This window comes from Actinoplanes palleronii (assembly GCF_016862315.1).
Lineage (GTDB): Bacteria > Actinomycetota > Actinomycetes > Mycobacteriales > Micromonosporaceae > Actinoplanes > Actinoplanes palleronii.
Genome location: NZ_BOMS01000041.1, coordinates 25,230 through 48,359 on the forward strand (window position 1 = coordinate 25,230; position 23,130 = coordinate 48,359).

The following is a 23,130-nucleotide window of genomic DNA, read 5'->3' on the forward strand; positions in this document are numbered from 1 at the left end:
CTTCCGGGCGTACCCCTGATGGTGGGTCTTGTCGGTCTCGTCCTCCCGCCGGGTGACGGCGGACCGCGACGGACCGCGGCCCTGTTCGGCATCGCCGGCGCGGCTCTCGCGCTGCTCGACACGATCGTGCTGCTCGCCGTCTCGACCAGCCGGGGTGCGCCGCTGACCGCGAACGCCCACTGGTTGTCGCTCGGCGGCATCGAGGTGACCGTCGGTTTCTCGGCCGGTGCGGCCGCGCTCTACGTCGCGCTCGCCGTCTGTGTGGTGGCGCTGTGCGTGCAGGTCTACTCGGTCACCTACCTGCACGACGATCCGCGTTACGCGCCGTACGCCGCGCAGGTCAGCCTGTTCACCGGCGCGATGCTGCTGGTGGTGACGTCCGGTGACCTGATCGGGCTGCTGATCGGCTGGGAGGTGATGGGCGCCTGCTCCTACCTGCTGATCGGGCACGACCGCCGGCTGCCCGAGGCGCCGGCCGCCGCGATGAAGGCGTTCCTGGTCACCCGGGTGGGTGACGTCGGCTTCCTGCTCGGCATCGCGCTGCTGATCGCGGACGCCGGCACGTCCCGGCTCGCCGACGTGCTGGCCCACGACTACTCCAGCGGCACCCTGACCGCCGCGTTGCTGCTGCTCCTGGCCGGGGTGGCCGGCAAGAGCGCGCAGTTCCCGCTGCACACCTGGCTGCCCGACGCGATGGCCGGCCCCACGCCGGTCTCCGCGCTGATCCACGCCGCCACGATGGTCGCGGCCGGCGTGTACGTGGTGGTCCGCACCTACCCGCTGTTCCAGCAGTCGCCCGCCGCGCTGGCGACTCTGGCGGTGATGGCCTCGATCACCATCCTGCTCGGCGCGCTGTCCGCGACGGCCCAGGACGACCTGAAGCGCGTGCTGGCCTGGTCCACGGTCTCCCAGATCGGCTACATGACCGGCGCGCTGGCCGTCGGCTCGCCCGCCGCCGCGCTGTTTCACCTGCTCACCCACGCCGCGTTCAAGGCGCTGCTGTTCCTCGCGGCGGGCGCCGTGATCCACGCGGTGGGCACCAACTACCTGTCCCGGATGGGCGGGCTGCGGGAGCACATGCCTGTCACGTTCTGGTCGTTCGTGATCGGGCTGGGCGCGCTGGCCGGGCTGCCACCGCTGGCCGGGTTCTGGTCGAAGGAGAACGTGCTGACCGCGGCGGCGCACGCCACCGACGGCGGCGAGCCGGTGCCGGTCTGGGCCGCCTGGCTGGTCTGGCTGTCCGCGCTGCTCGCGGTCGGTGTCACCGCCTGGTACGCGACCCGGCTGCTGCTCCGCGCGTTCTTCGGGCCGTCCCGCGAGCACGGTCCGGACGGGCCGCGCTGGGAGATCGGCTTCGACGACGCCCGGTACCGCACCACGGCCGTACCGCACGACCCGCCCGGCCTGATGCGCTGGCCGATCCTGATCCTCACGGTCCCGGCCGCGCTGCTCGGGCTCGCCGCGTTCGCGCCCGGCTTCCGGCACGCCCTGGAGATGGACGACCCGCACCTGGGCGTCGCGATCCTGCTGCCGATGCTGCTGCTGGCGACCGGGGCCGGCACCGCGTGGTGGCTCTGGTGGGCCGCGCCCGGCGTGGACCCGGTCGAGGCGCTGGGCCGGGCCAGGCCACTGTTCGCTTCCGGGTTCCACCTGGACACCGTTCAAGGCATGGTGATCGTACGGCCGGCGAAGGCACTGGCCCGGCTGGTCACCGTCGCCGACGAGCAGGTGGTGGACGCCGCGGTCGAGAGCACCGGCACGGCGACCCGGGAACTCGGCGGCATGTTCGCCGAGGCGCACCGGGTGGCGTTGTCCGGCGCCGCGGTGCTGGTGTTCCTGGGCGCGCTCGTGCTCGGCGTAGTCGCGTGGTTGGGAGTGGGCACCTGATGTACCGCGATTACGTTGTCGACTCGACCTGGTCCGCCGGGTCGATGGTGCTGCTGGCCATGCTGCTGGTGCCCGCGCTGGGCGCCGCCGTGGTGGCGCTGCTCCCGGCCGGCCGGGATCGCCAGGGCCGGATCGTCGCGACCGTCTTCGCGGCGATCACATTCGGGCTCACGCTCCTGGTGCCGCTGGTGCGACCGAGCACCACCGACTTCGGCTGGTTCGCGTACGGCGACGGACCGCCGGTTCCGCCGCTGCTGCCCTGGGTGAACCTCGACCTGCCCTGGGTCCCGGCGCTCGGGCTGCGCTTCCACCTCGGGGTGGACGGGGTGTCCTATCCGCTGGTCGTCCTGACCGGGCTGCTGACGCTGCTGTGTTGCGCCTATACGGTGCGCAAGGTGCCGCACGGCGGCTCCGGTCGTACCCTCGCGGTCTTGCTCTTGATCTTGGAAGTCGGTGTTCTCGGCACCTTCCTCTCGCTGGACCTGCTGCTCTTCTTCGTGTTCTTCGAAGTGGTCCTGCTGCCGATGTATGCGGTGATCGCCGGTTGGGGCGGCCCGGAGCGGCGCGCGGCGGCCCGCAAGTTCGTGCTCTACACGCTGGCCGGCTCGGTCCTGCTGCTGCTCGGCGTGGTCCTGGTGGTGACCAAGGCGGGCACCGGCAACCTGATCGTGCTGACCGGCGCCTCCGGGCTCACCCGGACCACCCAGTGCGTGGTGTTCGCCCTGCTCGCCGTCGCGTTCGCGATCAAGGCCCCGCTCTGGCCGCTGCACACCTGGCTGCCCGACGCGCACACCGAGGCGCCGACGGTCGGCTCGGTGATCCTGGCCGGCGTCCTGCTGAAGATGGGCACCTACGGCCTGATCCGGGTCGGCGTCGGTGTCGCGCCGGAGGGCGCCGCGTGGGCCGCACCCGCCCTCGGCGTCCTCGCCGTGATCGCCATCCTGGCCGGCTCGCTGATCTGTCTGCGCCAACGCGAGCTGAAACGCCTGATCGCCTACTCCAGCGTCGGCCACATGGGCTTCGTGCTGCTCGGCATCGCGACGCTGACCGTCACCGGCCTGCAGGCCGCGCTGCTCGGCAACGTCGCACACGGGCTGATCACCGGCCTGCTGTTCTTCCTGGCCGGCACGATCAAGGACCGCGCCGGTACCGGCTCGCTCGACCAGCTCAGCGGCCTGCGGGAGACCGCGCCACGGCTGGCCGGGCTGTTCGGGTTCGCCGCGATCGCCTCGCTGGGCCTGCCCGGGCTGGCCGGCTTCTGGGGCGAGGCGTTCGCCGTGGTGGGCGCGGTGCAGCGGGGCGGCCCGCTGTGGCTGACGCTCGCGGCGGTCGCTGCGCTGGGCGGGGCGCTGACCGCGGCCTACTTCCTGCGACTGCTGCGCCGGCTGACGCAGGGGCCGACCACGCCGTCGGTGCACTCGCTGCGCACGACGATCGCCGGGGTGGAGTGGTTCGCCTGGACGCCGCTGGTCCTGTTGACGCTGCTGGTCGGGGTGCTCCCGGCGCTGGTGCTGGTGGACACGGCGTTGCCGCTGGCCACCTTGTTGGGGGTCCAGCCGTGACCGCTTCCGGTCGTCTGCGGGTCCTGTTGTTCGGCATCGGCCTGGCGCTGATCTTGCCGTTTGTCGGCGGCCTGGTGCGGATTCCGCTGTTCGTTTTCGGTCGTCTGGGGGTTTTGCGGTGAGCCAGTCGGTTGATCATTTTGCGTTGTTGCCGCTCTATGCGGCGGCCGGCACCGCGATCCTCGCCTTCCTGACCGACCTGTTCGTCGCCAAGCGCGCCGCGGTTCTCGCCGTCACCGCGCTCGGCGGCCTGGCCACCGCGGTGCTCGCCCTGGTCGTCGGCCCTTCGGCGGGAACGTTCTGCACCACCGGAGCCTGCTCCTGGGTCGCGACCTGGCCGGCCGCGGTCACCACGGTGCTCTTCGCGGCTCTGACCGTGGGTGTCCTCGCCTTCTCCGCGCCGGCCCTGCGCCTCGGTGCCGCACCGGCCGGCGAGTTCTGCTTCCTGCTGGCCTGCTCGATGACCGGCGGCGTGGTCGTCGCCTACGCCGGCGACCTGATCACCCTGATCGTCGGCCTGGAGACCCTCACGCTGCCGCTCTACGTGCTGGTCGGCCTGCGCCGCTTCGCCCACGACCAGCGCCCCACCACCACCGGCGCCTCCGCCTCGCTGACGTTCTTCCTGATCAGCGTGATCTCCACGGCGGTGACCCTGCTCGGCGCGGCCCTGAACTACGTCGCCACCGGCGCCCTGCACCTGGCCCTGCTCACTCCCGCGACCGGCCCGTTCCGCCCCCTGGCCGGTGTCGGCGTCGCCCTGCTGGTGATCGGCCTGGCCTTCAAGGTCGCCGCGGTCCCGCTGCACGCCTGGGCTCCGGCCACCTACGACGGCGCCCCCGTACCGATCGCCGCCTACCTCTCCACGGCGTCCAAGCTCGGTGGCGTCCTGGCGCTGGCCGCGGTGGTCGCCCACCTGGACGCCCGGGCCGTACTCGCCGTCCTCGCGGTCCTCACCATGACCATCGGGAACCTGGTCGCCCTGCGCCAGACCCGGATGGTCCGGCTGCTCGCGTGGTCGTCGATCGCACAGGCCGGCTACATTTTGGCCGCGCTCGCGATCGGTGCGGCCGGCATCCCGGCCGCCCTGGCGTACGCGATCTTCTTTGTGGTTTTGGAATTCATCGCGTTCGGCGTGGTCGTCGCGCTCCGCCCGCCGGAAGCCGACGGCGGCACCCTCCTGGATTTCCGCGGCGCCGGTCGCCGCAGCCCGTGGCTGGGCGCCGCGCTGGTGCTGTCCCTGGCCGGTCTGGCGGGCCTGCCACCCGGCCTGGCCGGCCTGTTCGCCAAGCTGTCCGTGGTCAACACGCTGGTACAGCACGGCTGGGCGTGGCTGGCCGGCGTGGTGGTCCTGAACGCGGTCATCGCCCTGGCGTACTACGTACGGGTGGCCACCTCGCTCTACACCCTGCCCGCCCGCATCGGCCTGACCGTCGCCGACCCGGTCCTGATGGACGCGGCCCTGCACCCCCGCCTGCCGGTCACCCGCCCGGTGGCGGCGGCGCTGGCGATCTCAGCGGTGGTCGCGGTGCTGGTGGGCTTCGCCCCCCAACTCCTCTTCAACGCTCTGACCTGACCGGGTCGTGCCGTGTCCCGCGCCGCGCCTTGTCCCGGGTCTCGCCCTGCCTCGCGCCCGCGCTCCGGCCTTGTCCCATGCCGAGTTTCTTCCTTTTCTCGCTCCGCGTTTCGCGCCCTGACCCGTCATGCGTCTCTTGACCCAATACCACTCAGCTTAAGTGGATCTTGATGGGCGCTGGCGGCCGGAACCTTCTGGCCCGCGAGGGCATCCCGGTCCGGGCGGTGGCGCGGGTGACCGGCTGCCGGCGAGTACCCGGCCGTGCGCTCGCGGCCGGGGTGCAACCGATCCCGGCCGGGGGTGAACACGGTGTCTGCCCGGGGAGCGTCGAGCACGATGATCACCGGCTGGTCGCCCTGTGGCCGGCGATGGTGCACATGCTCGCTCGGATGTGTCTGTCACTGCTGGGCAGGGCGGTGAGAGTCCGCAATGCCAGATCGCGTGCGTTCGCCGCCCACCTGGGGGCGATAGCCGCACGCACAACCCGAGCGCGGACCGCCATCGCCCCGAACCCGACCGACCGCGGACGGCTGCCGCCCCACCGACGCCGAGCGCGGACCGCCACCGCCCCTTCAGCGCCGAACGCGAACCCCGGCCGCCCCGCCGACGCCGAGCGCGGACCCCCGCCGCCCCTTCAGCGCCGAACGCGAACCCCGGCCGCCCCGCCGACGCCGAGCGCGGACCCCCACCGCCCATTCAGCGCCGAACGCGGACCCCCACCGCCCCACCGGCATCGATCACCCACGCTGACCGTTACAACAGCACCGAGCGACTGGACATCCCGGCCCGCAACAAGACCCCTACCCACCTGCACCCGAACACATCGGGAACCACCCCAAGACCGCAGAGCCCCACCGAGATCAAAATAGGCTGAGCGGCATTGTCTCTTGACCGGCTGGTTTCGCGTTTCTTCTCTGGGAGGCTTTGCGTTTCTTCCTGGCCGGCTCTCGGGCCTGATCCGTATTCGGCCTGCCCAGCCTCGGCCCGGCCCTGTCTCCGGTAGCGTGGCCCACCCAAGATCTGACGGGATGGAACCTTCATGAGCAGCCGGGCCCAACCGTGCCGCCACTGCGGCCGTCCCGTCGTCATCCGGATGACCCAGGCCGGCAAGTCCTGGCCGTTCGACAACGACCTGGTGTCGGTGGACGCGGACCTGCCGGAGGAACTGCGCTACATCCCGGCACCGGGCCGCGACGGCGTCATCATGATCCCGGTAATCGATGTCAGTGATCAGCGACTGGTCGGCGTCCGCTGGTATGCGGTCCGGCACATCTGCGCGGAGTGGCTGCGCACCCGCCAGGCCAACCGCCGCGGCGACGTGAACCGAGCCATGAGCGTCGACTGGTCCGGCGACGCCCCCGCTACCTTTGCCCCCAGCACCGACGCTTCCGCGGCAGAGCCGGATAAGAAGGGCTAAATCCGCCATGTCCGGCAGCGGATTCGCTCGTTGGTGGGGCCAGACGGGGCGGGCGGCGGGTAACGCTGCGCTGCGCCAGCCGCAGCCCGCAGAAGGCGACGGCGTCCACCAGGCAGCGGCTGGCCCTCAAGTCCGTTTTGCCAGTTCATAACGGCGCTGGCAGCTAGCTGGGCGTTTCCGGCTGGTTGTGGGGGCCGTTATGGGTCGGTCGTAACGGCGCTGGCAGCTAGCTGGGCGTTTCCGGCTGGTTGTGAGGGCCGTTATCGGCCTGTCATAGCGGCGCCCAGGACCAGCTGGGTGCCTGTGGCTGGTGGTCAGGGCTGTGTCGTGTCCGGTTTGACCGCCGTGAGCGCCAGCCACGCTGTCGGCGAGCGCCCATCGTCGTTTCGGAGCCGTCATTCCCACTATGGGCGCTCGCTGGGCCGGGCTGGCGAGCGCTTTCGGGTGGGAATGGGCCACTTTGCAGGAACCGTGGGTGCTCGTCGGGTCGGGCGGGGCCGAACCGAACTTGGCCGAACCGGGCCGAACCGGGCCGAACTGGGTCGGGTTGGGCTGGGCCGGGCGGGGCTGGGCGGGGCTGGCGGGGCGGGGCTGAGCGGGGCTGGGCGGGGCTGGGTGAGCGGGGAGGAGCGGGTGGGGGTGGGGCTACTTGACGCGGCGGGTGGAGCGGGCGATCAAGGGCTCGTACTCCGGGTGCTTGTCGACCCACTCCGAGACGAACGGGCACATCGGGACGACCGTTCGCGTCTTGGCACGGGCGTCGTCCAGGGCCGCCTTGGCCAGCGCCGAACCCACCCCGTGCCCCTCGAACTCCGGGTCGACCTTGGTGTGCGTGAACACGATGATCGGGCCGGTGATCTGGTAGGTCAGCACCCCGGCGAGCGCCCCGGCCTCGTCCCGGGCCTCGAAGCGTCCCTTGTCCGGCACATCGGTCACCACGATCTCCATACCGGCCATCCAATCACCCCGCCGGAAAGTCCGCGCCGCCGGGAAGATCACCCCGCCGGGAAGCCCACACCGGCGAGAAGATCACCGCGCTGGGAAGCGCGCGCCGCGGGGAAGATCACCGCGCTGGGAAGCGCGCGCCGGCGGGAAGTCCGCGACGCTGGGAAGGCCATGCCGGCGGGGAGAGCACCGCGCTGGGAAGACACTCGGCGGGGCAGGTCAGGAAAGTCGCTCCGTGACCTCCACCAGCAGGTCCGGCGGCAGCTCCGGGGCGTCAAGCAGCCTCGCCAGCCGGGACTGGTCGTGCATGTAGATCTCGAACGCCTCGGCAACCGTCAGCCCGTGCGCCGGCCGGTCCACCACCGCGATCCGGTCACCCGGGCCGAGCGGGCCGGGAACGACCACCCGCAGGTACGCCCCGGTCCGGTTCTCCCGGGCGAACCGCTTCACCCAGCGCGGCTCCGCCATCCGGTTCTGGAACGTCACGCACGGGATCCGCCCGAACGTCACCTGCAGCACCAGCCCGGACCCGAACTCCCAGCGCTCGCCGATCACCGCGCCGACCAGGTCCAGCCCGGACGTCGTCAGGTTCTCCCCGAACAGCCCCGGCGGGAGCGGGCGACCCAGCTCGGCGGACCACCACGCGTAGTCCTCGCTGGCGTACGCATAAATGGCCTGATCGTCTCCGCCGTGGTGCAAGGTGTCGCCGATGTGGTCGCCGACCACGCCGCTGTGCAGGCCGCTGCGTTTCGGCCCGGGCGCGCGCACCGTCACCGGCTCGGTCACCGGCTGCTTGTGGATCCCGGTGGTCGGCACGTCCTTGCCCAGGCTCGGCGCGGGCGGGCCGACGTTCACCGACAGCGCTGTTCCGGTCGTCATCTGAACTCCACCATCGCTCGATCCTCCACCGGCCGATAGCCGAGCCGGTGGTAAAGCGCATTGCTGGTCGGGTTCGCCAGGTCGGTGTAGAGCACCACCTCGCTCGCGCCCTCGTCGAGCGCGGCCCGGGTGGCGGCGGCCGTCGCCCCGCCGGCATAGCCGCGCCGCCGCAGCTCGGGAGGTGTCCAGACGGTCAGGATGCGTACCATCCCGGCTTGTGGCCGGGAGCGGACCGCCATCGCAACCGGCACGCCGTCGTCGGTCCAGAGCGTGACGCGGGAGTAGACGATGGCGTCGACACCGGGCCCGCGCTCGCCGATGGACGCGTCGAAGCCGGTGAACCAGTCGACCAGCAGCTCCCGGTCGGCGGCGGTGGCCGGTCGCGCGACACCGGGCGGGGCCGGCTCGGGCGGGGTCAGGGCGCCGAGCCGGTGCAGCCGGGTCCGCATGCCGGCGACGTACGGCCGATCACCGGCGAATCGCGGGATGTCGCCGGCGAGCATGTTCACCCCGGCGATCGGCCGGTCGGCGAGCGCGGTGACCGCCGCCGGGACAGCGTCGGCCGGCAGCTCGCTGAACAGCACCGGGTGTGGTGGCGTCTGCAGGAGCACACCCCCGATCGCGGCACCGGGCGTCGTCCACCAGCCGAAGAACGGGTCTTCCGGTCCGTACGCATGCGGTCCTCGCGATCGCAAGGTGTCGACAAGCGTGAGAAAAACAGTGTGCCGGACCGGCGCGGACCTGAGGAATTCGCCCGTGACCGCGGCGAATTCCTCCACATCGGACGTCAGCTGCCAAGCCATGCCGCCATCCTAAGGCGGCCTAGAGGCCCCACGCCTTCGCAATTCGGGCCAGGGTGTCCTGCCGGGTCGCCGGGTCGTAGGTGGTTCCGGCCAGGATCAGCTCGTTCGCGCCGGTGCGCTCGACGAGGGCGTCCAGGTCGGCGACCACCTCGTCGGCGGTGCCCGCATACTGGGTGCCGGGCAGCGAGTTCAGCATCTGCCGATCCAGATCGGACAGTTCACGCTCGGCGGCCGCGGCGGGCGAGATGATCGGGCCGAGCCGTCCGGTGCGCAGGCTCAGCGCCATGATCCGGCTGGGGCCGGCCAGATACTGCGCCTCCTCGGTCGTCTCGGCCGCGATCACCGAGGCGCTGACCATCACGTGCGGCTCCGGGAACCGCTCGGACGGCTGGAAGCCGGACCGGTAGAGCTGCAGCGCGCTGTCCACGTCGGACGCGATGGCGAAGTGGTACGCGTAACAGAACGGCAGGCCCAGCGCCGCCGAGATCTGCGCGCCGTAGGTCGACGACCCGAGGATCCAGACCTCGGGGAACGTCTCCGGCGCCGGGGTGGCCATCAGCCGCCCGGTCTTGCCGGCCGCCCGCTCGTCCCCGAGCAGCCCCAGCACGGTCTGCAGGTGCTCCGGGAACTGCTCGACGGTCAGGTAGGGCGAGACCCCGCGCAGCGCCGCCGCGGTGGCCTGGTCGGTGCCCGGCGCCCGCCCGATGCCCAGGTCGATCCGGTCCGGGTAGAGCGCCTCGAGCAGCGCGAACTGCTCGGCCACCACGAACGGCATGTGGTTCGGCAGCATCACCCCGCCGGAGCCCACCTTGATCCGCCGGGTCTGCGCGGCGACCGCACCGATCAGGACCGGCGGCGTCGTCGACGCGACGGCCGGCATGTTGTGGTGCTCGGCCACCCAGAACCGGGAGTAGCCCAGCTCGTCGGCGGTCTTGGCGACGTCGACGGTGCCGCGCAGCGCGTCGGCACTGCTGTGCCCCTCGCGGACGGTGGCCAGGTCCAGGACGGAAAGCGGTACGCGGGTCATGAGGTCGTCCATTCCGGAGATTGCAGGAGGGTGAAGCCCTCGTCGATCAAGCGGTGCAGGCCGGCGATGCCGGTGTGCGTGTCCCAGCGCGGCGCCACCGTGTTGAGCACCGTGCGCGCGGTGTTGATCTGAAGGTCGAGCTGCAGGTCGGTCGCGGCGGTGCCGCGGTGCGCGGCCCAGTCGCGGACGGCGTCCCAGAACCGATCGCAGGTGTCCCGCGAGCAGGCGCTCAGCTCGGGGGAGGCGCCGACCACCCGCTGCTGCCGGATCATCCGGTCGGCGGTGGCCGCCGTGTAACCGAGGATCAGCTGGTGCAGCGCGGTCCAGAGCGGCTCGCCCGGCGGCCGGGCGGCGGTGAGCTCGGCCCACAGCCGCGGGTCGTCCGGGTCCGGGTCGAAGAGCACCGACTCCTTGCCGGCGAAGTAGTTGAAATACGTCCGGCGGGAGATCCCGGCGCTGGTCACGATGTCGTCGACCGAGACCGCGTCGAAGCCCCGCTCGGCCATCAGATCGACGGCCGAGTCACGGATCAGGCGCCAGGTCTCCGGGCTGCGTTGTCGCACGCTCCCGACACTAGCGCGGCGTGCACTGAGTGCAACTTAGAACCGGCGCTGGTGGCGGCGGATCACCTGGACGCCGACCGTGACGGCTCCGAGGGCGGCGCCGGGCACCGTCAGCCAGACCGGCCAGGGGTAGACGTAGCCGTCGACAGTCGCCCAGACCAGCAGATACACCACCACGTTGACCGCGGCCAGCGAGCCCAGGATGGTCCAGAGCACCATCAGCGCGACCGGCAGCCGTCGTGCCGCGCGCCGTGCCTCGGCGCTCTGCCGGGCTTGCACCTCGGCCGCGCTGACTCCGGGCCGGGGCAGATCCTGGACCAGGACAACCAGTTCCGCGTACGTCTGAGCGGAGTAGGCCCCGGCGACCCGCTCGTCGTACTCGTGCAGCGACAGCCGGCCCTCGTCGAGCGCGTCCTTCAGCTGCTCGGCGACCTGCTGCCGGTCGGTGTCGGCCGCGCGCAGGGTGTCGAGCCGCTCCGCACGCCGGCCGGGACCGGTGACTTCCTTGGCCATGGCCGGACTCCTTCGCGCACGCCGTCTCTCGCCGTCAGGCTATCCAAACCAGACCAACCGGTGGGGGCGGCGTGCCGCTCAGATCGCCTCGGCGGCGACCGCGTCGTCCAGCCGGATCGTCGCGCGCCGGTCGGCCCGCGCCACCGGACCCTCCGGCGCGGCGGCCACCGTGGCCGCCAGGAACAGCACCCCGGCCGCGAAGAGGAACGCCCACGGCAGCCCGCCCGGCTGGTCGACGATCACCCCGGCCAGCGCACCACCCGCGGCGCTGCCGGAGACCGACACGGTCACCATCCAGGTGTACGCCTCGTTCAGCATCCCGGTCGGGGCGACCCGGCTCACCAGGCTGTTCACCACGGTCAGCGCGGGCGCGATGACCACGCCGCCGAGCACCAGGGCCGCACCCAGATAAACCGGGCCGGGCATCAGCGCCAGCACCACGAAACTCGCCGCGACCGCGCCCAGCAGCCAGGCGAACTGCCGGGACAGCGCCATGTCCGGGTGCCGGGTGCCGAACCAGATGCCGCCGATCGCGCTGCCGACACCCCAGACTCCGAGCAGCACCCCGCCCAGCGAATCGCCGCCACCGTGCTGCGCCGCGTAGGCCGGCACGATCACGCCGGCCGCCCCGAACGCGACACCGAGCGCGCCGGCGCAGAGCACCAGCGCCGGGAAGCCGCTGACCCGCAGCGGGCCGAGCCCCTTCGTCACGTGGTCGGGGTGGATCGCGCCGCGGTGCTGCATGACCGGCAGGCGGGAGATCCACGTCGTACCGACGAGCGTGGTCACGGCCGAGCAGATCAGCGCGGTGGCCGGTCGCCCGGTGATCACCATGAACACCGCGACGAGCATCGGACCGACCACGAAGACCAGCTCGAAGAGTGACGTCTCGGCGGCCATCGCGGCGGCCCGCAGCCCGTGCTGCCCGGTGCCGACCGAGGTCATGTCGGTCCAGGCGCGCCGGATCGCCGCGGTCAGCGTGGGATAGGTCGCGCCGCCCGCCGCCGACGCCACGAAGATCCAGGGCAGCGCGTCCTCGCCGCCGCTGGTGGCCAGCAGCACGCCACCGAGCGCGAGCGGGTGCAGGATCCCGGTGGCGAGCAGGATCCGGGCGGGGCCGATCCGGTCGGCGAGCCGTCCGGCGACCGGGCTGAGGGCCGCTCCGGCCAGCGCGTAGATGCCGCCGGCGAGCCCGGCCGCGGCGTACCGCCCGGTGGCCTGCTCGACGAGCAGGAGCAGTCCGAGCGGTGTCATGCCGGTGCCGAGCCGGGCCAGGATGCCGACGACCAGCAGGGTCCGCCCGCCCGGCAGTTGCCACACGCCAAGGTACTGACGCAATGCGGTCACGGGCGGGACCTCCGAGGGGCGCGGCGGGCGGGAAGGTCTCCGACGCTAACGCCGCGCCACCGAAACATCACGGAAATAAAGGCCGCTGTAGCGCTCCTCACCGCCCGCCGTTTGGTTCCTGGTCTTTCTTTTGTACGGATCAGCGCAGTCTTTTGTACGGATCAGCGCAGGTAAGGCCGAGCCGCCCCACGGGTGAGTGACGCCTGCTCGTGCAGCCGCTTGATCCGCTCCGCCATCGGCGGGTGGGTGGAGAACAGCGCGGAGAGGCCACCACCCGCGAACGGGTTGGCGATCATCAGGTGCGCCGTGCTGGTGAGCCGGCTGTCGGCGGGCAGCGGCACCCGCTGCGTACCGTAGTGGATCTTTTCGAGGGCACTGGCGAGCGCGAGCGGGTCCCCGGTCAGGGTGGCGCCGGACGCGTCGGCCTGGAACTCCCGGTTGCGGCTGATCGCCAGCTGGATGACCGACGCGGCCAGCGGGCCGAGGATCAGCATCAGCAGCAGCGACGCCGGGTTCGGTGAGTCCTCGTCGTCCGACCCGCCGAACGGCAGGAAGATCGCCAGCTGCGCGAACATCGTGATGATCCCGGCCAGCGCACCCGCCACGCTGGAGATCAGGATGTCCCGGTTGTAGACGTGCGACAGCTCGTGACCGATCACGCCGCGCAGCTCACGCTGGTCGAGGATCCGGGTGATGCCGACCGTCACGGCGACCGCCGCGTGCTCCGGGTCCCGCCCGGTCGCGAACGCGTTCGGCTGCATCGACGGTGAGACGTAGAGGCGCGGCATCGGCTGCCCCGCCTGCTGAGCCAGCTCACGCACCATGTGGTGCAACGCCGGGAACTCGGCCTCGCTGACCGGCTGCGCGCCCATCGCCCGCAGCGCGATCTTGTCCGAGAAGAAGTAGCTGACCGCATTGGTGACCAGCGAGAAGACCACCGCGATGACCAGTCCGGTGCTGCCGCCGAGCCAGTACCCCACGGCCAGGATGAGACCGGTGAGCGCGCCGAGCAGGGCGGCAGTCTTGAGTCCGTTGTGATGGCTGTGCACGTTCGACTCCTTCAGCGAGCGGGTTCGTGACCCGCTCTCCAGAGAACGCGAACTTCCTGCACGTTCATCCCCGAGGTCGCTGTGAGTTCGCTGGGCACACCGGAGAGTGACATGTCATCCGCCGCAACGAGAACGGCCCCGGCGCCACGTTTCCGTGGACACCGGGGCCGTTCTTCCTGCCTGTGGCGGATGCAGGATTCGAACCTGCGAAGGTTTCCCGACGGATTTACAGTCCGCTCCCATTGGCCGCTCGGGCAATCCGCCTGGGCAACTGCCGTGGTTTCCCGCAGCAGCGGACATCAGAATAGCCGTACCGCGGGGCCGGTCCGCAACCGGGTACGGTCGGCATGTCGCGGGGTCCTCACCGGCCCGTGAGCGACATCGACAAGCACCCAGCCGCAGGAGTCTGATCATGGCAGCCAACCCGTCGTTCGACGTCGTCAGCAAGGTCGACCGGCAGGAGGTCGACAACGCTTTCCACCAGGCGGAGAAGGAGCTGAGCACCCGATTCGATTTCCGGGGCACCGGCACCGAGCTCGCCAAGTCGGGAGAGGCCTTCACCATCACGTCCGAGACCGAGGATCGTGCTCTGGCCGCGCTCGACGTGTTCAAGGAAAAGCTGGTGAAGCGGAACATCTCGCTGAAGTCCCTGGACGCGGGGGAGCCCCGGCAGTCCGGCAAGACCTTCAAGATCGATCTCAAGATCGTCGAGGGGATCGAGACCGACAAGGCCAAGGCGATCAGCAAGAAGATCCGGGACGAGGGCCCGAAGGGCGTGCAGGCCCAGATCCAGGGCGACAGCCTCCGGGTGACCGGCAAGAAGCGCGATGACCTGCAGGCGGTGATCGCCCTGCTCAAGCAGGAGGACTTCGGCGTCGCCCTGCAGTTCGACAACTACCGCTGATCACCCGAATGGCTTGATCATCGCCGGGTTCGGAGAAGGAGCAGGAATGCGCACATGGATCTGACCCACGCCGTCCTCTCCTTCGCCGTCCTCGGTGCCCTGCTCACCATCACGCCCGGCCTGGACACCGCGCTGGTGCTGCGCGCGGCCGTCACGATGGGCCGCGGTCCCGCCTTCGCCACGGCCTTCGGCATCGGCACCGGCGCCCTGGTGTGGGGCGCGGCCGCCGCGGTCGGGGTCTCCGCGCTGCTCACCGCGTCCACCGTCGCCTACACGGCGCTCCGGGTGGCCGGCGCGGCGTACATGCTCTACCTCGGCGCCCGGATGGTCCGCGCCGCGTTCCGGTCCGCCGCCGCCGATGACGTGGCGGCTGCCGCGCCGGTGGCGCCGACCCTGTGGAGCACGTTCGGCAAAGGTTTCTTCACCAACCTGCTGAACCCCAAGATCGGTGCCTTCTACATCGCGGTGATCCCGCAGTTCCTGCCGCCGGGGGAGTCGCCGCTCGGCGTCGGCCTGCTGCTGGCCCTGGTGCACGACGTGGAGGGCCTGGCCTGGTTCACGTTGATCATCTTCGGCGCGCAGGCGGCGCGTGGCTTCCTGGCCCGGCGCGCGGTCCGGCGTAGCGTCGATGCCGGAACCGGCGCCGTCCTGATCGGTTTCGGCCTGCGCCTGGGCCTGTCCAGCCGATGAAATAACTCCAGCCGGTGACAGAACTCCAGTCGGTGACAGAATTCGGCTGATGAGAAACCGTTAGGCAGGTGGCGAGCGTGATCGACCCCGTGGTGGACCTGGCCTGGCTGCGCGCCAACGCCGGTGACGTGATCCTGGCCGACGTCCGCTGGTACCTCGACGGTCGTTCCGGCGCCGAGGCGTACCGGAAAGGTCATCTGCCCGGCGCGGTCTTCATCGACCTGGACACCGCGCTTGCCGCTCCGGCCTCGCCGGCGGAGGGCCGGCATCCGCTTCCGGATCCGGCGGTCTTCGCCGCGGCGATGTCCGCCGCCGGCATCGGCGACGCGGACCGGGTGGTTGCCTACGACGATGCGGGCGGCGTCATCGCCGCTCGTCTGATCTGGTTGCTGCGGTCGATCGGCCGCCAGGCCGCGCTCCTCGACGGAGGCCTTCTGTCGTACGACGGTGAGCTCACCACCGACGTCCCGTCCCCGCCGCGGGCCGACTTCACCCCGCGGGAGTGGCCGGCCGAGCGGCTGGCCTCGCTGACCGACACCACCGCCGACGGCGGCCACGTGGTGCTCGACGCGCGGGACGCACCCCGGTTCCGCGGCGACACCGAGCCGGTCGACGCGCGTCCCGGTCACATCCCGGGCGCCCGCAACCTGCCCTGCCGCGACAACGTGACACCGGACGGCCGCTTCCTCCCGGTCGCCGAGCTGCGCGACCGGTTCGCCGCGGCGGGCGCGGACGGCACCGCCGAGGTGATCTCCTACTGCGGTTCCGGTGTGACCGCCTGCCACAACCTGATCGCCCTGGAGCACGCCGGCCTGGGCCAGGGGCGGCTCTACCCGGGATCGTGGTCGCAGTACGCCGCCACCGACCGCCCGGCCGCCACCGGCGACTGACCGCTCAGTCCGGGCGGCCGGCCAGCCCCCGGGCGGCGTCCGCGGCGTCCGGGTCAAGGCCCTGGTATCCGGCCTGTTCGTGCAGCCGGGTCTGCTCCTCGATCCAGCGCTGGTGCGCCTCCCAGGCGGCCTGCTTGCTGCTGCCGAGCGCGGCGCCGATCTGGGTCCACGAGGTGCCGGCGGCTCGCGCGGACCGGACCATGGCCTGCCGGCCGTACCCGGCCTTGCGGATCACCACCTCGCTGAGCGCGAGCATCTCGAGGATCTCGGTGGGGGAGAGGCCGGAGGTGTCGTGATCCGGGTTCATGGCCGCGAGGGCGTCCCGCATCCGCAGGTCGTCATAACGCCGAGTAGCGGTGATCAGCGTGTGCTGTCGTTCCAACTCGTCGGGAGTCGCCATAAGGCCACTCTGGCCGTCAAGTCAGCCTGACGTCAAGGAGTCTTGACGGGCCTTGGTGAATTGTTCTCACTTCTACCAATAAATCGCCCATAAAGCCGCCAATTCTTCAACGAGGACAGCCATGGTCGACTCAGCCGTTCGGCCAGGTTTTACCGGAGCGCCACCGCGACCCGCTGTTGAACACTCCCTGTCGCACAGGCGGTGTGGCACCATCATGGTGCTTGTAAAACAGCGACGTGCAAAACATGGGAGCCGACATGTCTTCAAAGAAGCTGGGCCGCTTTGTCGGCTTGGTTTTGGCGCTCGCAGTGGCGATCGGTGGTCTCGGCTTCGCGGGAGCTTCTGACGAGGTCGCCGGCACTTCCGCGGTCCTCTACCACACGCTCGAGAGCGTCTGGGGCTGACGAACCCCAACGGTTGGCGACCTCGCGGGCAGATCGACTGACCAAGGAGAGTCATGAGCGGGCGTCGCCCATCGAGCAGACGTTCCTCTGACTATGCCTGGCTGATCACTGGCCCGTTGGCGCTGTTCGCGATGCTCGGCTTGATCGGGTTCTCGATCGCCGACGACAATTGGTATCACCACTGGGCCGGCGGCCTGCTCGCAGCTGTCGGACTCTTCGCCTCCGGCTTGGCCGTGACCAACATCTTCATTCGGCGGCAGACGTATTCCGTCACGATCACCGAGATCCCGCTCGTCCTGGCTCTGCACTACCTCTCGCCGCCGATGGTGATCCTCGCGGTGACGGTCGGTGCCGCGGCGTCGTTCCTGCGTATCCGGATGGAACCGACCAAGCTCTTCTTCAACGTCGCGAATTCCGCGGCCCGGGCGACGGTCACCCTCATCGTCATCGCCGCGCTGCCGAAGGCCGAAGGCGTCGGACCGGCCACCTGGGCGGTCCTCTTCACCGCGGTCATGGCGGGCGCGATGGCCTCGCACATCGCCGTCGCCAGCGTCATCGCCGTGGTCCAGGGCCGCTACGCCGGCCAGGTCGCCCTGCGCGCCGGCCTCTCGGCCCTGATCACCGCCGCGATCAACATCGCGGTCGGTCTGGTCGTCCTGCTCGTGGTCGACACCACCTGGTGGGCGATCCTGCTGCTCGCGGTCCTGGCCGCCGCGCTGGTCTTCGTCTTCCGCTCCTTCACCGACTTCTTCCGGCAGCACCGCACCCTGGCCGAGGTCTACGAGCTCACCCTCGCGGTGCGGGACCAGGCGGCCGACGGGGCCCTGCCCGACGTGTTGCTCGGCCGGGTCCGCACGCTCATGCGTGCCGAGTTCTCCACGCTGTGGCTGGCCCCGCAGGGCCGGCACCCGGAGGTGCTGCTCACCTCCCGGGTCGACGACGAGGCCGGGCTGTTCGACATCTCCCCGACTCCCGTGACGGTCCGTGACGGCGTGGTGCGGGACGGCCGGGCGATCGCGGTCGGACCACAGCTTGAGGATACCGACGACCGGCGCGCTGAGCTGCGATCTGCGAATGCCCGCGACCTGATCGTGGTTCCGCTGCGTTCGGGGCAGACCACGATCGGCACGCTCGAGGTGATGAACCGGCTCGGCCCCTACAACACCTTCCGCCCGGCCGACGTGCAGGTGCTGGAGACGATCGCGGCCCATGTCGCGGTGGCGGTGGAGAATTCCCGCCTGGTCGACCGCCTGCGCTACGACGCCTATCACGACCGGCTCACCGCCCTCCCGAACCGCCGCCGGATGATCGACGCGCTGGCCGAGTCGGTGACCGTGCAGGTCGAGGCGGAGGTGGTGGCGGTGCTGCTCTTCGATGTGGACGGCCAGCGCACCGTCAACGAGTCGATGGGCCACGCGGCCGGCGACAAGCTGCTCGCCGAGGTGGCCGAGCGCCTGCGCGGCATCGCCGGTCCGGGCGCCCTGGTCGGGCGGGTCGGCGGCGACGAGTTCATGGTGACGCTGCGGACCGAGGGGATCGACGAGACCCTGGAGCTGGCCACCAAGATGCGCGAGCGGCTGCGCGGCCCGATGGCGGTCGGCTCACTCACGCTCGATGTGGACACCGCGGTCGGCGTCTCGGTCTACCCCGACCACGGCAGCGACCCGGAGACCCTGCTCCAGCGGGCCGAGCTGGCGGCCAACGCGGCCAAGGCCCTTCCGTACGGCGTGCAGCCGTTCCACCCCGCGCTGGAGTCCCGGGCCGTCCGCCGGCTGGGTATCGCCGCGGACCTGCGCCGGGCGATCGACAACGACCAGCTGGAGGTCTACTTCCAGCCCAAGGTGACGCTCGCCGACCGGCACGTGATCGGCGTCGAGTGCCTGGCCCGCTGGGTGCACCCGGCGCACGGCGAGGTCGCCCCGGAGGACTTCGTCGCGGTGGCCGAGCACACCGGACAGCTGGCCCGGCTCACCGAGGTGGTGCTCACCGCCGGCCTGCGGCACTGCAAGCTCTGGGCGGACGCCGACCGCCCGCTCTCCATCGCGGTCAACCTGTCGGCGCGCACCCTGCTCGACTCGCGCTTCCCGGACCTGGTCCAGGAACTGCTGGAGGAGCACCGGGTGGAGCCCGGCCAGGTCACCTTCGAGATCTCCGAGCCGGGCATGCTGAGCGACATCGAGCGGGTGCTGCCCAGCCTCTATCGCCTGCGCGACCTGGGTGTCCGGCTGAGCGTCGACGACTTCGGCACCGGCGCCTCCTCGCTCGGCTACCTGCGTCAGTGGCCGGTGCACGAGGTGAAGATCGACGACACCTTCGTGCAGGGGATGGCGACCGACACCGGTGACCTGGCGATCGTCCGGGCGGTGGTGGGGCTGGCCCGCGAGTTCGGCCTGACCGTGGTCGCCGAGGGCGTGGAGAGCGAGCTGACCCTCGGGCTGTTGGAGGAGATGGGCTGCGAAATCGGTCAGGGCTACCTCTTCAGCCGGCCGCTGCCGTTCGAGCGGCTGGAGGCCTGGCTGAGCGCTCAGACCGAGCCGGAGAGCACGCCGACGGGCGAGGTGCGCAGGCTCCGAGCGGTCATCTGACCTGCGTCTTCGGTTTGTTGGGGGTACCGATTTCACCCCGGGTCCGGGGCCGTGTAGTCTTACTTCTGCAGCGAGCGAGTGATCGCAAGCGGCAAGCCCCCTTAGCTCAGTCGGCAGAGCGTCTCCATGGTAAGGAGAAGGTCTACGGTTCGATTCCGTAAGGGGGCTCTACCGGGCTCGTTCCCGCCGCCCGGCGCTGAACGTGAGCCTGACTCGGCGGTGTAGCTCAGATGGTAGAGCAAGCGGCTCATAATCGCTGTGTCGCCGGTTCAAGTCCGGCCACCGCTACTTATTTACAATAGGGCCTCATCCGGGGCCCTATTTGCAGGTTGACCGACCGAGCGTCTACGCTGACTGGTCGTCAAGCGAGATTCCGTTAGCAGGAAGGCACCCCGCCGTGGCCAAGGCGACAGATGTACGTCCGAAGATCACCCTGGCGTGCACGGAGTGCAAGGACCGGAACTACATCACCAAGAAGAACCGGCGTAACGACCCGGACCGCGTCGAGCTGAAGAAGTTCTGCCCGCGCGACGGCAAGCACACCCTGCACCGCGAGACTCGCTGAGCCCTCGCACCACATAGTTCTCTCTTTGCGCCGCCCGGAGTCACTCCGGGCGGCGCATTGTAGTTTGTGGGGTATGCCCCTGGATCAGACGTTTGTCGGCCGCACCTGGCCGCCCACCGAGACCTACCTCGTCGGGCGGGAGAAGATCCGCGAGTTCGCCCGCGCGATCGGCGCCACCGACGCCGAGTACCACGACCCCGAGGCCGCCCGTGCGCTCGGCTACCCGGACGTGGTGGCCCCGCCGACGTTCCCGGTCGCCATCACCATGTCGGCCAGCCGCCAGGTGATCGGTGACCCGGCGCTCGGCCTGGACTACAGCCGGGTGGTGCACGGCGACCAGCGGTTCGCCTACACCCGCCCGGTGGTGGCCGGCGACGCGCTGGTCTGCGTGAACTCGGTCGACGAGATCACCACGCGGGGTGGCCACTGGTTCATCACCACCCGCACCGAGGTGCGCACCGAGGCCGGTGAGCCGGTCGTCACGGTGTGGTCGAAGCTGGTCCAGCGCGGCGAGGAGAACGCCTGATGGCTGACGTGTCAGAACCGCAGACCTTCCGGGTCACCCGGGCCGACCTGGTCCGGTACGCCGGCGCCTCCGGCGACTTCAACCCGATCCACTGGAGTGACCGGGTCGCGACAGGTGTCGGCCTGCCCGGGGTGATCGCGCACGGCATGTTCACGATGGCCCTGGTCGGCCGCGCGGTGACCGCCTGGGCCGGCGCGCCGGACGCGGTCAAGGAGTTCAGCGTGCGGTTCGCCCGGCCGGTGCCGGTGCCGGACACCGACGAGGGCACCGAGGTCGTGGTCACGGCCACGGTGAAGGAAGTCACCGAGGACGGCGACACCAAGCTCGCCCTGACTGCCACGTGCCACGGAGACAAGGTACTGTCTCTGGCACAGGCGCTTGTCAGGAAGCGGTAGGCCCGGGTTGGGATAACCAAGGGCGTACCCGTACACTGGTGCGCCGTGGGGCTGTGAGTCGCAAGACGACGGTCCCGCAAAGGGGTGTAGCTCAATTGGCAGAGCAGCGGTCTCCAAAACCGCAGGCTGCAGGTTCAAGTCCTGTCACCCCTGCGCAATTCTCCTCGACGTGCCCGCCCGGTGCGCGGGTCGCTCAACTTCCCGCGTCCGGTCGAGTGCTGACAGGAACTTCAACACCACCGACGACGGAAGTAGGGCGCAGTGGCCGACAAGGACCGCTCCGGTGACGACGTCCCGGGCGACGACGAGCTGCTCCCCGATGCCGCCGCCGGTGACGACGCCCCCGAGACCGACGACACGCCGGTAAGCCGCGGCGGCGGAACCGCGGTCGCCGAGCGTACGAAGGACGACGAAACCCCGAAGACCAAGCGGGAGCGCAAGCGCACCGGTGTCTTCGGCCGGATCGGCGGATTCTTCCGCGAGGTCATCAGCGAGCTGCGCAAGGTCATCTGGCCGACGCGCAAGGAGCTGCTGACCTACACCGGCGTCGTGATCGCGTTCGTGACGGTGATGACGGCGCTCGTGGCGGTGTTGGACTACGGGTTCGGTAAGGGCATCCTCTGGGCGCTCGGCGGCAAGTCCTAGCCCGTCGCGACCCCGAACCGAGTGACTTATCTGGAAGTGAGCGAGCGTGCCTGAGTACGACGACGAGACCGCGCAGTCCGCTGACGAGCAGTCGTCGCCGGACATCGACGAGTCGGTCGAGGTCGAGTCGGCTGACGAAACGCCGGTGGAGGCCCAGGCGCCCGAGGCCGACGAGGACTACGACCCGGTCAAGGAGCTGCGGCAGAAGCTGCGCTACGCGCCCGGCGACTGGTACGTGGTGCACTCCTACGCCGGTTACGAGAACAAGGTCAAGACCAACCTCGAGACCCGGATCACGAGCCTTGACATGGAGGAGTTCATCTTCCAGGTCGAGGTGCCGACCCGCGAAGAGGTCGAGGTCAAGAACGGCAAGCGCAACCAGGTGCAGGCGAAGGTCTTCCCCGGTTACATCCTGGTCCGGATGGACCTGACGCCGGAGTCGTATTCCTGCGTGCGCAACACACCGGGTGTGACCGGCTTCGTCGGCGCCACCGACCGGGTCGACCGTCCGGCGCCGCTCTCCCTCGACGAGGTGCTGAAGTGGCTGGCCCCGGCCGTTCAGACCGAGGAGAAGAAGTCGAAGCCCGAGATCAAGGTGCTCGACTTCGAGGTCGGCGACTCGGTCACGGTCACCGACGGCGCGTTCGCCTCGCTGCCGGCGTCGATCAGTGAGATCAACGCTGACCAGCAGAAGCTGAAGGTCCTGGTGTCGATCTTCGGCCGGGAGACCCCGGTCGAGCTGAACTTCAACCAGGTCACCAAGATCTGATCACCGGCAAACCGGTGATCTCAGTGGGAGGGACCGTCGTCGCGCGGTCCCGCCAACAACCACAGGAGTAAAAACATGTCGCACCGCAGCAAGGCGTTCCGCGCCGCCCTCGAGAAGATCGAGATCGACAAGCTCTACGAGCCCAAGGACGCGGTCGCCCTCGCCAAGGAGACCAGCTCCGCGAAGTTCGACGCCACCGTTGAGGTCGCCATGCGCCTCGGTGTCGACCCGCGTAAGGCCGACCAGATGGTCCGCGGCACGGTCAACCTGCCGCACGGCACCGGCAAGACCGCCCGCGTCATCGTGTTCGCCCAGGGCGCGAAGGCCGAAGAGGCCGTCGCGGCCGGCGCTGACGAGGTCGGCACCGACGAGCTCGTCGCCCGGATCCAGGGTGGCTGGCTGGACTTCGACGCCGCGATCGCGACGCCGGACCAGATGGCCAAGATCGGCCGGATCGCCCGCATCCTCGGCCCGCGTGGCCTGATGCCGAACCCGAAGACCGGCACCGTCACCATGGACGTGACCAAGGCCGTCAACGAGATCAAGGGCGGCAAGATCACCTTCCGGGTGGACAAGCACTCGAACCTGCACCTGATCATCGGCAAGGCGTCGTTCACGGCCGAGCAGCTGGTCGACAACTACGCGTCGGTGCTCGAGGAGATCCTGCGGGCGAAGCCGTCCGCCGCCAAGGGCAAGTACCTCAAGAAGGTCACCGTCTCCACCACGACGGGCCCGGGCATCCAGATCGACCCGCTCGTCGTGAAGAACCTGCGCGGCGAGAACCAGAACTGA

The 23,130-nt window shown here is 70.3% G+C and carries 25 protein-coding genes and 4 tRNA genes; 19 read left to right on the forward strand and 10 right to left on the reverse strand.

Annotation, left to right across the window (positions count from 1 at the left end):
- Positions 1–18 precede the first annotated feature (18 nt).
- The 5 genes from Apa02nite_RS14390 (at position 19) to Apa02nite_RS14405 (ending at position 6,439) form a co-directional block, all read left to right on the forward strand.
- Complete coding sequence (locus Apa02nite_RS14390; RefSeq protein WP_203825458.1) at positions 19–1,887, forward strand: NADH-quinone oxidoreductase subunit 5 family protein; 1,869 nt, start codon at positions 19–21, stop codon at positions 1,885–1,887.
- Positions 1,887–3,449: a complex I subunit 4 family protein gene (locus tag Apa02nite_RS14395; RefSeq protein WP_203825427.1), complete on the forward strand. Its 1,563-nt coding sequence runs from the start codon at positions 1,887–1,889 to the stop codon at positions 3,447–3,449. The genes Apa02nite_RS14390 and Apa02nite_RS14395 overlap by 1 nt, the downstream gene beginning before the upstream one ends.
- Entirely contained in the window at positions 3,446–3,571 is a 126-nt protein-coding gene (locus Apa02nite_RS51900) for a hypothetical protein (protein ID WP_275412463.1), read from the forward strand. The genes Apa02nite_RS14395 and Apa02nite_RS51900 overlap by 4 nt, the downstream gene beginning before the upstream one ends.
- On the forward strand, positions 3,568–5,022 hold the full coding sequence (locus Apa02nite_RS14400) for an NADH-quinone oxidoreductase subunit N (protein ID WP_203825428.1): 1,455 nt from the start codon (positions 3,568–3,570) through the stop codon (positions 5,020–5,022). The genes Apa02nite_RS51900 and Apa02nite_RS14400 overlap by 4 nt, the downstream gene beginning before the upstream one ends.
- 1,093 nt (positions 5,023–6,115) lie before the next feature.
- Entirely contained in the window at positions 6,116–6,439 is a 324-nt protein-coding gene (locus tag Apa02nite_RS14405; protein WP_203825429.1) for a hypothetical protein, read from the forward strand.
- 645 nt (positions 6,440–7,084) lie between these two features.
- Here the strand turns inward: Apa02nite_RS14405 and Apa02nite_RS14410 are convergent.
- From Apa02nite_RS14410 to Apa02nite_RS14450, 9 genes are all read right to left on the reverse strand, one after another.
- The gene (locus Apa02nite_RS14410; RefSeq protein ID WP_239164316.1) at positions 7,085–7,396 is read right to left on the reverse strand and encodes a GNAT family N-acetyltransferase; all 312 of its coding nucleotides are present in this window, start codon (positions 7,394–7,396) and stop codon (positions 7,085–7,087) included.
- Between the two features lie 207 nt (positions 7,397–7,603).
- The gene (locus tag Apa02nite_RS14415; protein ID WP_203825430.1) at positions 7,604–8,263 is read right to left on the reverse strand and encodes an MOSC domain-containing protein; all 660 of its coding nucleotides are present in this window, start codon (positions 8,261–8,263) and stop codon (positions 7,604–7,606) included.
- Positions 8,260–9,066, reverse strand: a complete 807-nt coding sequence (locus tag Apa02nite_RS14420) for a GNAT family N-acetyltransferase (protein WP_203825431.1) — start codon at positions 9,064–9,066, stop codon at positions 8,260–8,262. The genes Apa02nite_RS14415 and Apa02nite_RS14420 overlap by 4 nt, the downstream gene beginning before the upstream one ends.
- A 19-nt stretch (positions 9,067–9,085) precedes the next feature.
- A complete protein-coding gene (locus tag Apa02nite_RS14425) occupies positions 9,086–10,093 on the reverse strand; it encodes an LLM class flavin-dependent oxidoreductase (RefSeq protein ID WP_083971715.1) in 1,008 nt (335 codons plus the stop codon).
- Positions 10,090–10,656: a TetR family transcriptional regulator gene (locus tag Apa02nite_RS14430; RefSeq protein WP_203825432.1), complete on the reverse strand. Its 567-nt coding sequence runs from the start codon at positions 10,654–10,656 to the stop codon at positions 10,090–10,092. Before Apa02nite_RS14430 ends, Apa02nite_RS14425 begins: the two co-directional genes overlap by 4 nt.
- A 36-nt stretch (positions 10,657–10,692) precedes the next feature.
- The gene (locus Apa02nite_RS14435; protein WP_203825433.1) at positions 10,693–11,169 is read right to left on the reverse strand and encodes a DUF1707 SHOCT-like domain-containing protein; all 477 of its coding nucleotides are present in this window, start codon (positions 11,167–11,169) and stop codon (positions 10,693–10,695) included.
- Positions 11,170–11,247: 78 nt separating this feature from the next.
- Complete coding sequence (locus Apa02nite_RS14440; protein WP_203825434.1) at positions 11,248–12,516, reverse strand: MFS transporter; 1,269 nt, start codon at positions 12,514–12,516, stop codon at positions 11,248–11,250.
- A gap of 161 nt (positions 12,517–12,677) precedes the next feature.
- Entirely contained in the window at positions 12,678–13,565 is an 888-nt protein-coding gene (gene htpX / locus Apa02nite_RS14445; RefSeq protein WP_203825435.1) for a zinc metalloprotease HtpX, read from the reverse strand.
- Between the two features lie 183 nt (positions 13,566–13,748).
- Positions 13,749–13,829: transfer RNA gene (locus Apa02nite_RS14450), tRNA-Tyr, on the reverse strand.
- Between the two features lie 148 nt (positions 13,830–13,977).
- Here Apa02nite_RS14450 and Apa02nite_RS14455 point away from each other — a divergent pair.
- The 3 genes from Apa02nite_RS14455 to Apa02nite_RS14465 all read left to right on the forward strand — a co-directional run bounded on the left by Apa02nite_RS14455 (position 13,978) and on the right by Apa02nite_RS14465 (position 16,049).
- A complete protein-coding gene (locus Apa02nite_RS14455) occupies positions 13,978–14,469 on the forward strand; it encodes a YajQ family cyclic di-GMP-binding protein (protein ID WP_067696056.1) in 492 nt (163 codons plus the stop codon).
- Positions 14,470–14,523: 54 nt separating this feature from the next.
- A complete protein-coding gene (locus tag Apa02nite_RS14460) occupies positions 14,524–15,159 on the forward strand; it encodes a LysE family translocator (RefSeq protein WP_239164317.1) in 636 nt (211 codons plus the stop codon).
- A 77-nt stretch (positions 15,160–15,236) separates the two neighbouring features.
- Positions 15,237–16,049 (forward strand): sulfurtransferase, encoded by an 813-nt coding sequence (locus Apa02nite_RS14465; protein WP_203825436.1) that lies wholly within the window; start codon positions 15,237–15,239, stop codon positions 16,047–16,049.
- A gap of 4 nt (positions 16,050–16,053) precedes the next feature.
- Here the strand turns inward: Apa02nite_RS14465 and Apa02nite_RS14470 are convergent, their stop codons facing one another.
- Positions 16,054–16,449: a hypothetical protein gene (locus Apa02nite_RS14470; protein WP_203825437.1), complete on the reverse strand. Its 396-nt coding sequence runs from the start codon at positions 16,447–16,449 to the stop codon at positions 16,054–16,056.
- 245 nt (positions 16,450–16,694) lie between these two features.
- Between Apa02nite_RS14470 and Apa02nite_RS14475 the strand changes: the two genes are divergently transcribed.
- The 11 genes from Apa02nite_RS14475 to rplA all read left to right on the forward strand — a co-directional run bounded on the left by Apa02nite_RS14475 (position 16,695) and on the right by rplA (position 23,130).
- The gene (locus Apa02nite_RS14475) at positions 16,695–16,853 is read left to right on the forward strand and encodes a hypothetical protein (protein WP_203825438.1); all 159 of its coding nucleotides are present in this window, start codon (positions 16,695–16,697) and stop codon (positions 16,851–16,853) included.
- Between the two features lie 53 nt (positions 16,854–16,906).
- On the forward strand, positions 16,907–19,438 hold the full coding sequence (locus Apa02nite_RS14480) for a putative bifunctional diguanylate cyclase/phosphodiesterase (protein ID WP_203825439.1): 2,532 nt from the start codon (positions 16,907–16,909) through the stop codon (positions 19,436–19,438).
- Positions 19,439–19,533: 95 nt separating this feature from the next.
- Positions 19,534–19,606, forward strand: a tRNA-Thr gene (locus Apa02nite_RS14485).
- A gap of 47 nt (positions 19,607–19,653) precedes the next feature.
- A tRNA-Met gene (locus tag Apa02nite_RS14490) sits at positions 19,654–19,726 on the forward strand.
- Between the two features lie 109 nt (positions 19,727–19,835).
- A complete protein-coding gene (gene rpmG, locus Apa02nite_RS14495; protein WP_014687739.1) occupies positions 19,836–20,003 on the forward strand; it encodes a 50S ribosomal protein L33 in 168 nt (55 codons plus the stop codon).
- 73 nt (positions 20,004–20,076) lie between these two features.
- The gene (locus tag Apa02nite_RS14500) at positions 20,077–20,529 is read left to right on the forward strand and encodes a MaoC family dehydratase N-terminal domain-containing protein (RefSeq protein WP_067696068.1); all 453 of its coding nucleotides are present in this window, start codon (positions 20,077–20,079) and stop codon (positions 20,527–20,529) included.
- Positions 20,529–20,924 (forward strand): MaoC/PaaZ C-terminal domain-containing protein, encoded by a 396-nt coding sequence (locus Apa02nite_RS14505; RefSeq protein ID WP_067696071.1) that lies wholly within the window; start codon positions 20,529–20,531, stop codon positions 20,922–20,924. The genes Apa02nite_RS14500 and Apa02nite_RS14505 overlap by 1 nt, the downstream gene beginning before the upstream one ends.
- A gap of 80 nt (positions 20,925–21,004) precedes the next feature.
- Positions 21,005–21,077 (forward strand) — tRNA-Trp (locus Apa02nite_RS14510).
- 108 nt (positions 21,078–21,185) lie between these two features.
- Positions 21,186–21,569, forward strand: coding sequence for a preprotein translocase subunit SecE (gene secE / locus Apa02nite_RS14515; RefSeq protein ID WP_203825440.1), 384 nt, complete (start codon positions 21,186–21,188; stop codon positions 21,567–21,569).
- Between the two features lie 46 nt (positions 21,570–21,615).
- Positions 21,616–22,338, forward strand: a complete 723-nt coding sequence (gene nusG / locus Apa02nite_RS14520) for a transcription termination/antitermination protein NusG (RefSeq protein ID WP_067696077.1) — start codon at positions 21,616–21,618, stop codon at positions 22,336–22,338.
- 75 nt (positions 22,339–22,413) lie between these two features.
- Positions 22,414–23,130: a 50S ribosomal protein L1 gene (gene rplA / locus Apa02nite_RS14525; protein WP_067696080.1), complete on the forward strand. Its 717-nt coding sequence runs from the start codon at positions 22,414–22,416 to the stop codon at positions 23,128–23,130.

Coding starts and splice junctions, on each gene's coding strand:
- Apa02nite_RS14470 (WP_203825437.1), bottom strand. CDS start 16,449: ATGGCGACTCCCGACGAGTTGGAACGACAGCACACGCTGATCACCGCT.
- Apa02nite_RS14455 (WP_067696056.1), top strand. CDS start 13,978: ATGGCAGCCAACCCGTCGTTCGACGTCGTCAGCAAGGTCGACCGGCAG.
- Apa02nite_RS14395 (WP_203825427.1), top strand. CDS start 1,887: ATGTACCGCGATTACGTTGTCGACTCGACCTGGTCCGCCGGGTCGATG.
- rplA (WP_067696080.1), top strand. CDS start 22,414: ATGTCGCACCGCAGCAAGGCGTTCCGCGCCGCCCTCGAGAAGATCGAG.
- Apa02nite_RS14410 (WP_239164316.1), bottom strand. CDS start 7,396: ATGGCCGGTATGGAGATCGTGGTGACCGATGTGCCGGACAAGGGACGC.
- Apa02nite_RS14420 (WP_203825431.1), bottom strand. CDS start 9,066: ATGGCTTGGCAGCTGACGTCCGATGTGGAGGAATTCGCCGCGGTCACG.
- Apa02nite_RS14425 (WP_083971715.1), bottom strand. CDS start 10,093: ATGACCCGCGTACCGCTTTCCGTCCTGGACCTGGCCACCGTCCGCGAG.
- Apa02nite_RS14475 (WP_203825438.1), top strand. CDS start 16,695: ATGGGAGCCGACATGTCTTCAAAGAAGCTGGGCCGCTTTGTCGGCTTG.
- Apa02nite_RS14435 (WP_203825433.1), bottom strand. CDS start 11,169: ATGGCCAAGGAAGTCACCGGTCCCGGCCGGCGTGCGGAGCGGCTCGAC.
- Apa02nite_RS14390 (WP_203825458.1), top strand. CDS start 19: ATGGTGGGTCTTGTCGGTCTCGTCCTCCCGCCGGGTGACGGCGGACCG.
- Apa02nite_RS14480 (WP_203825439.1), top strand. CDS start 16,907: ATGAGCGGGCGTCGCCCATCGAGCAGACGTTCCTCTGACTATGCCTGG.
- Apa02nite_RS14500 (WP_067696068.1), top strand. CDS start 20,077: ATGCCCCTGGATCAGACGTTTGTCGGCCGCACCTGGCCGCCCACCGAG.
- Apa02nite_RS14460 (WP_239164317.1), top strand. CDS start 14,524: ATGGATCTGACCCACGCCGTCCTCTCCTTCGCCGTCCTCGGTGCCCTG.
- Apa02nite_RS14405 (WP_203825429.1), top strand. CDS start 6,116: ATGACCCAGGCCGGCAAGTCCTGGCCGTTCGACAACGACCTGGTGTCG.
- Apa02nite_RS14505 (WP_067696071.1), top strand. CDS start 20,529: ATGGCTGACGTGTCAGAACCGCAGACCTTCCGGGTCACCCGGGCCGAC.
- Apa02nite_RS14415 (WP_203825430.1), bottom strand. CDS start 8,263: ATGACGACCGGAACAGCGCTGTCGGTGAACGTCGGCCCGCCCGCGCCG.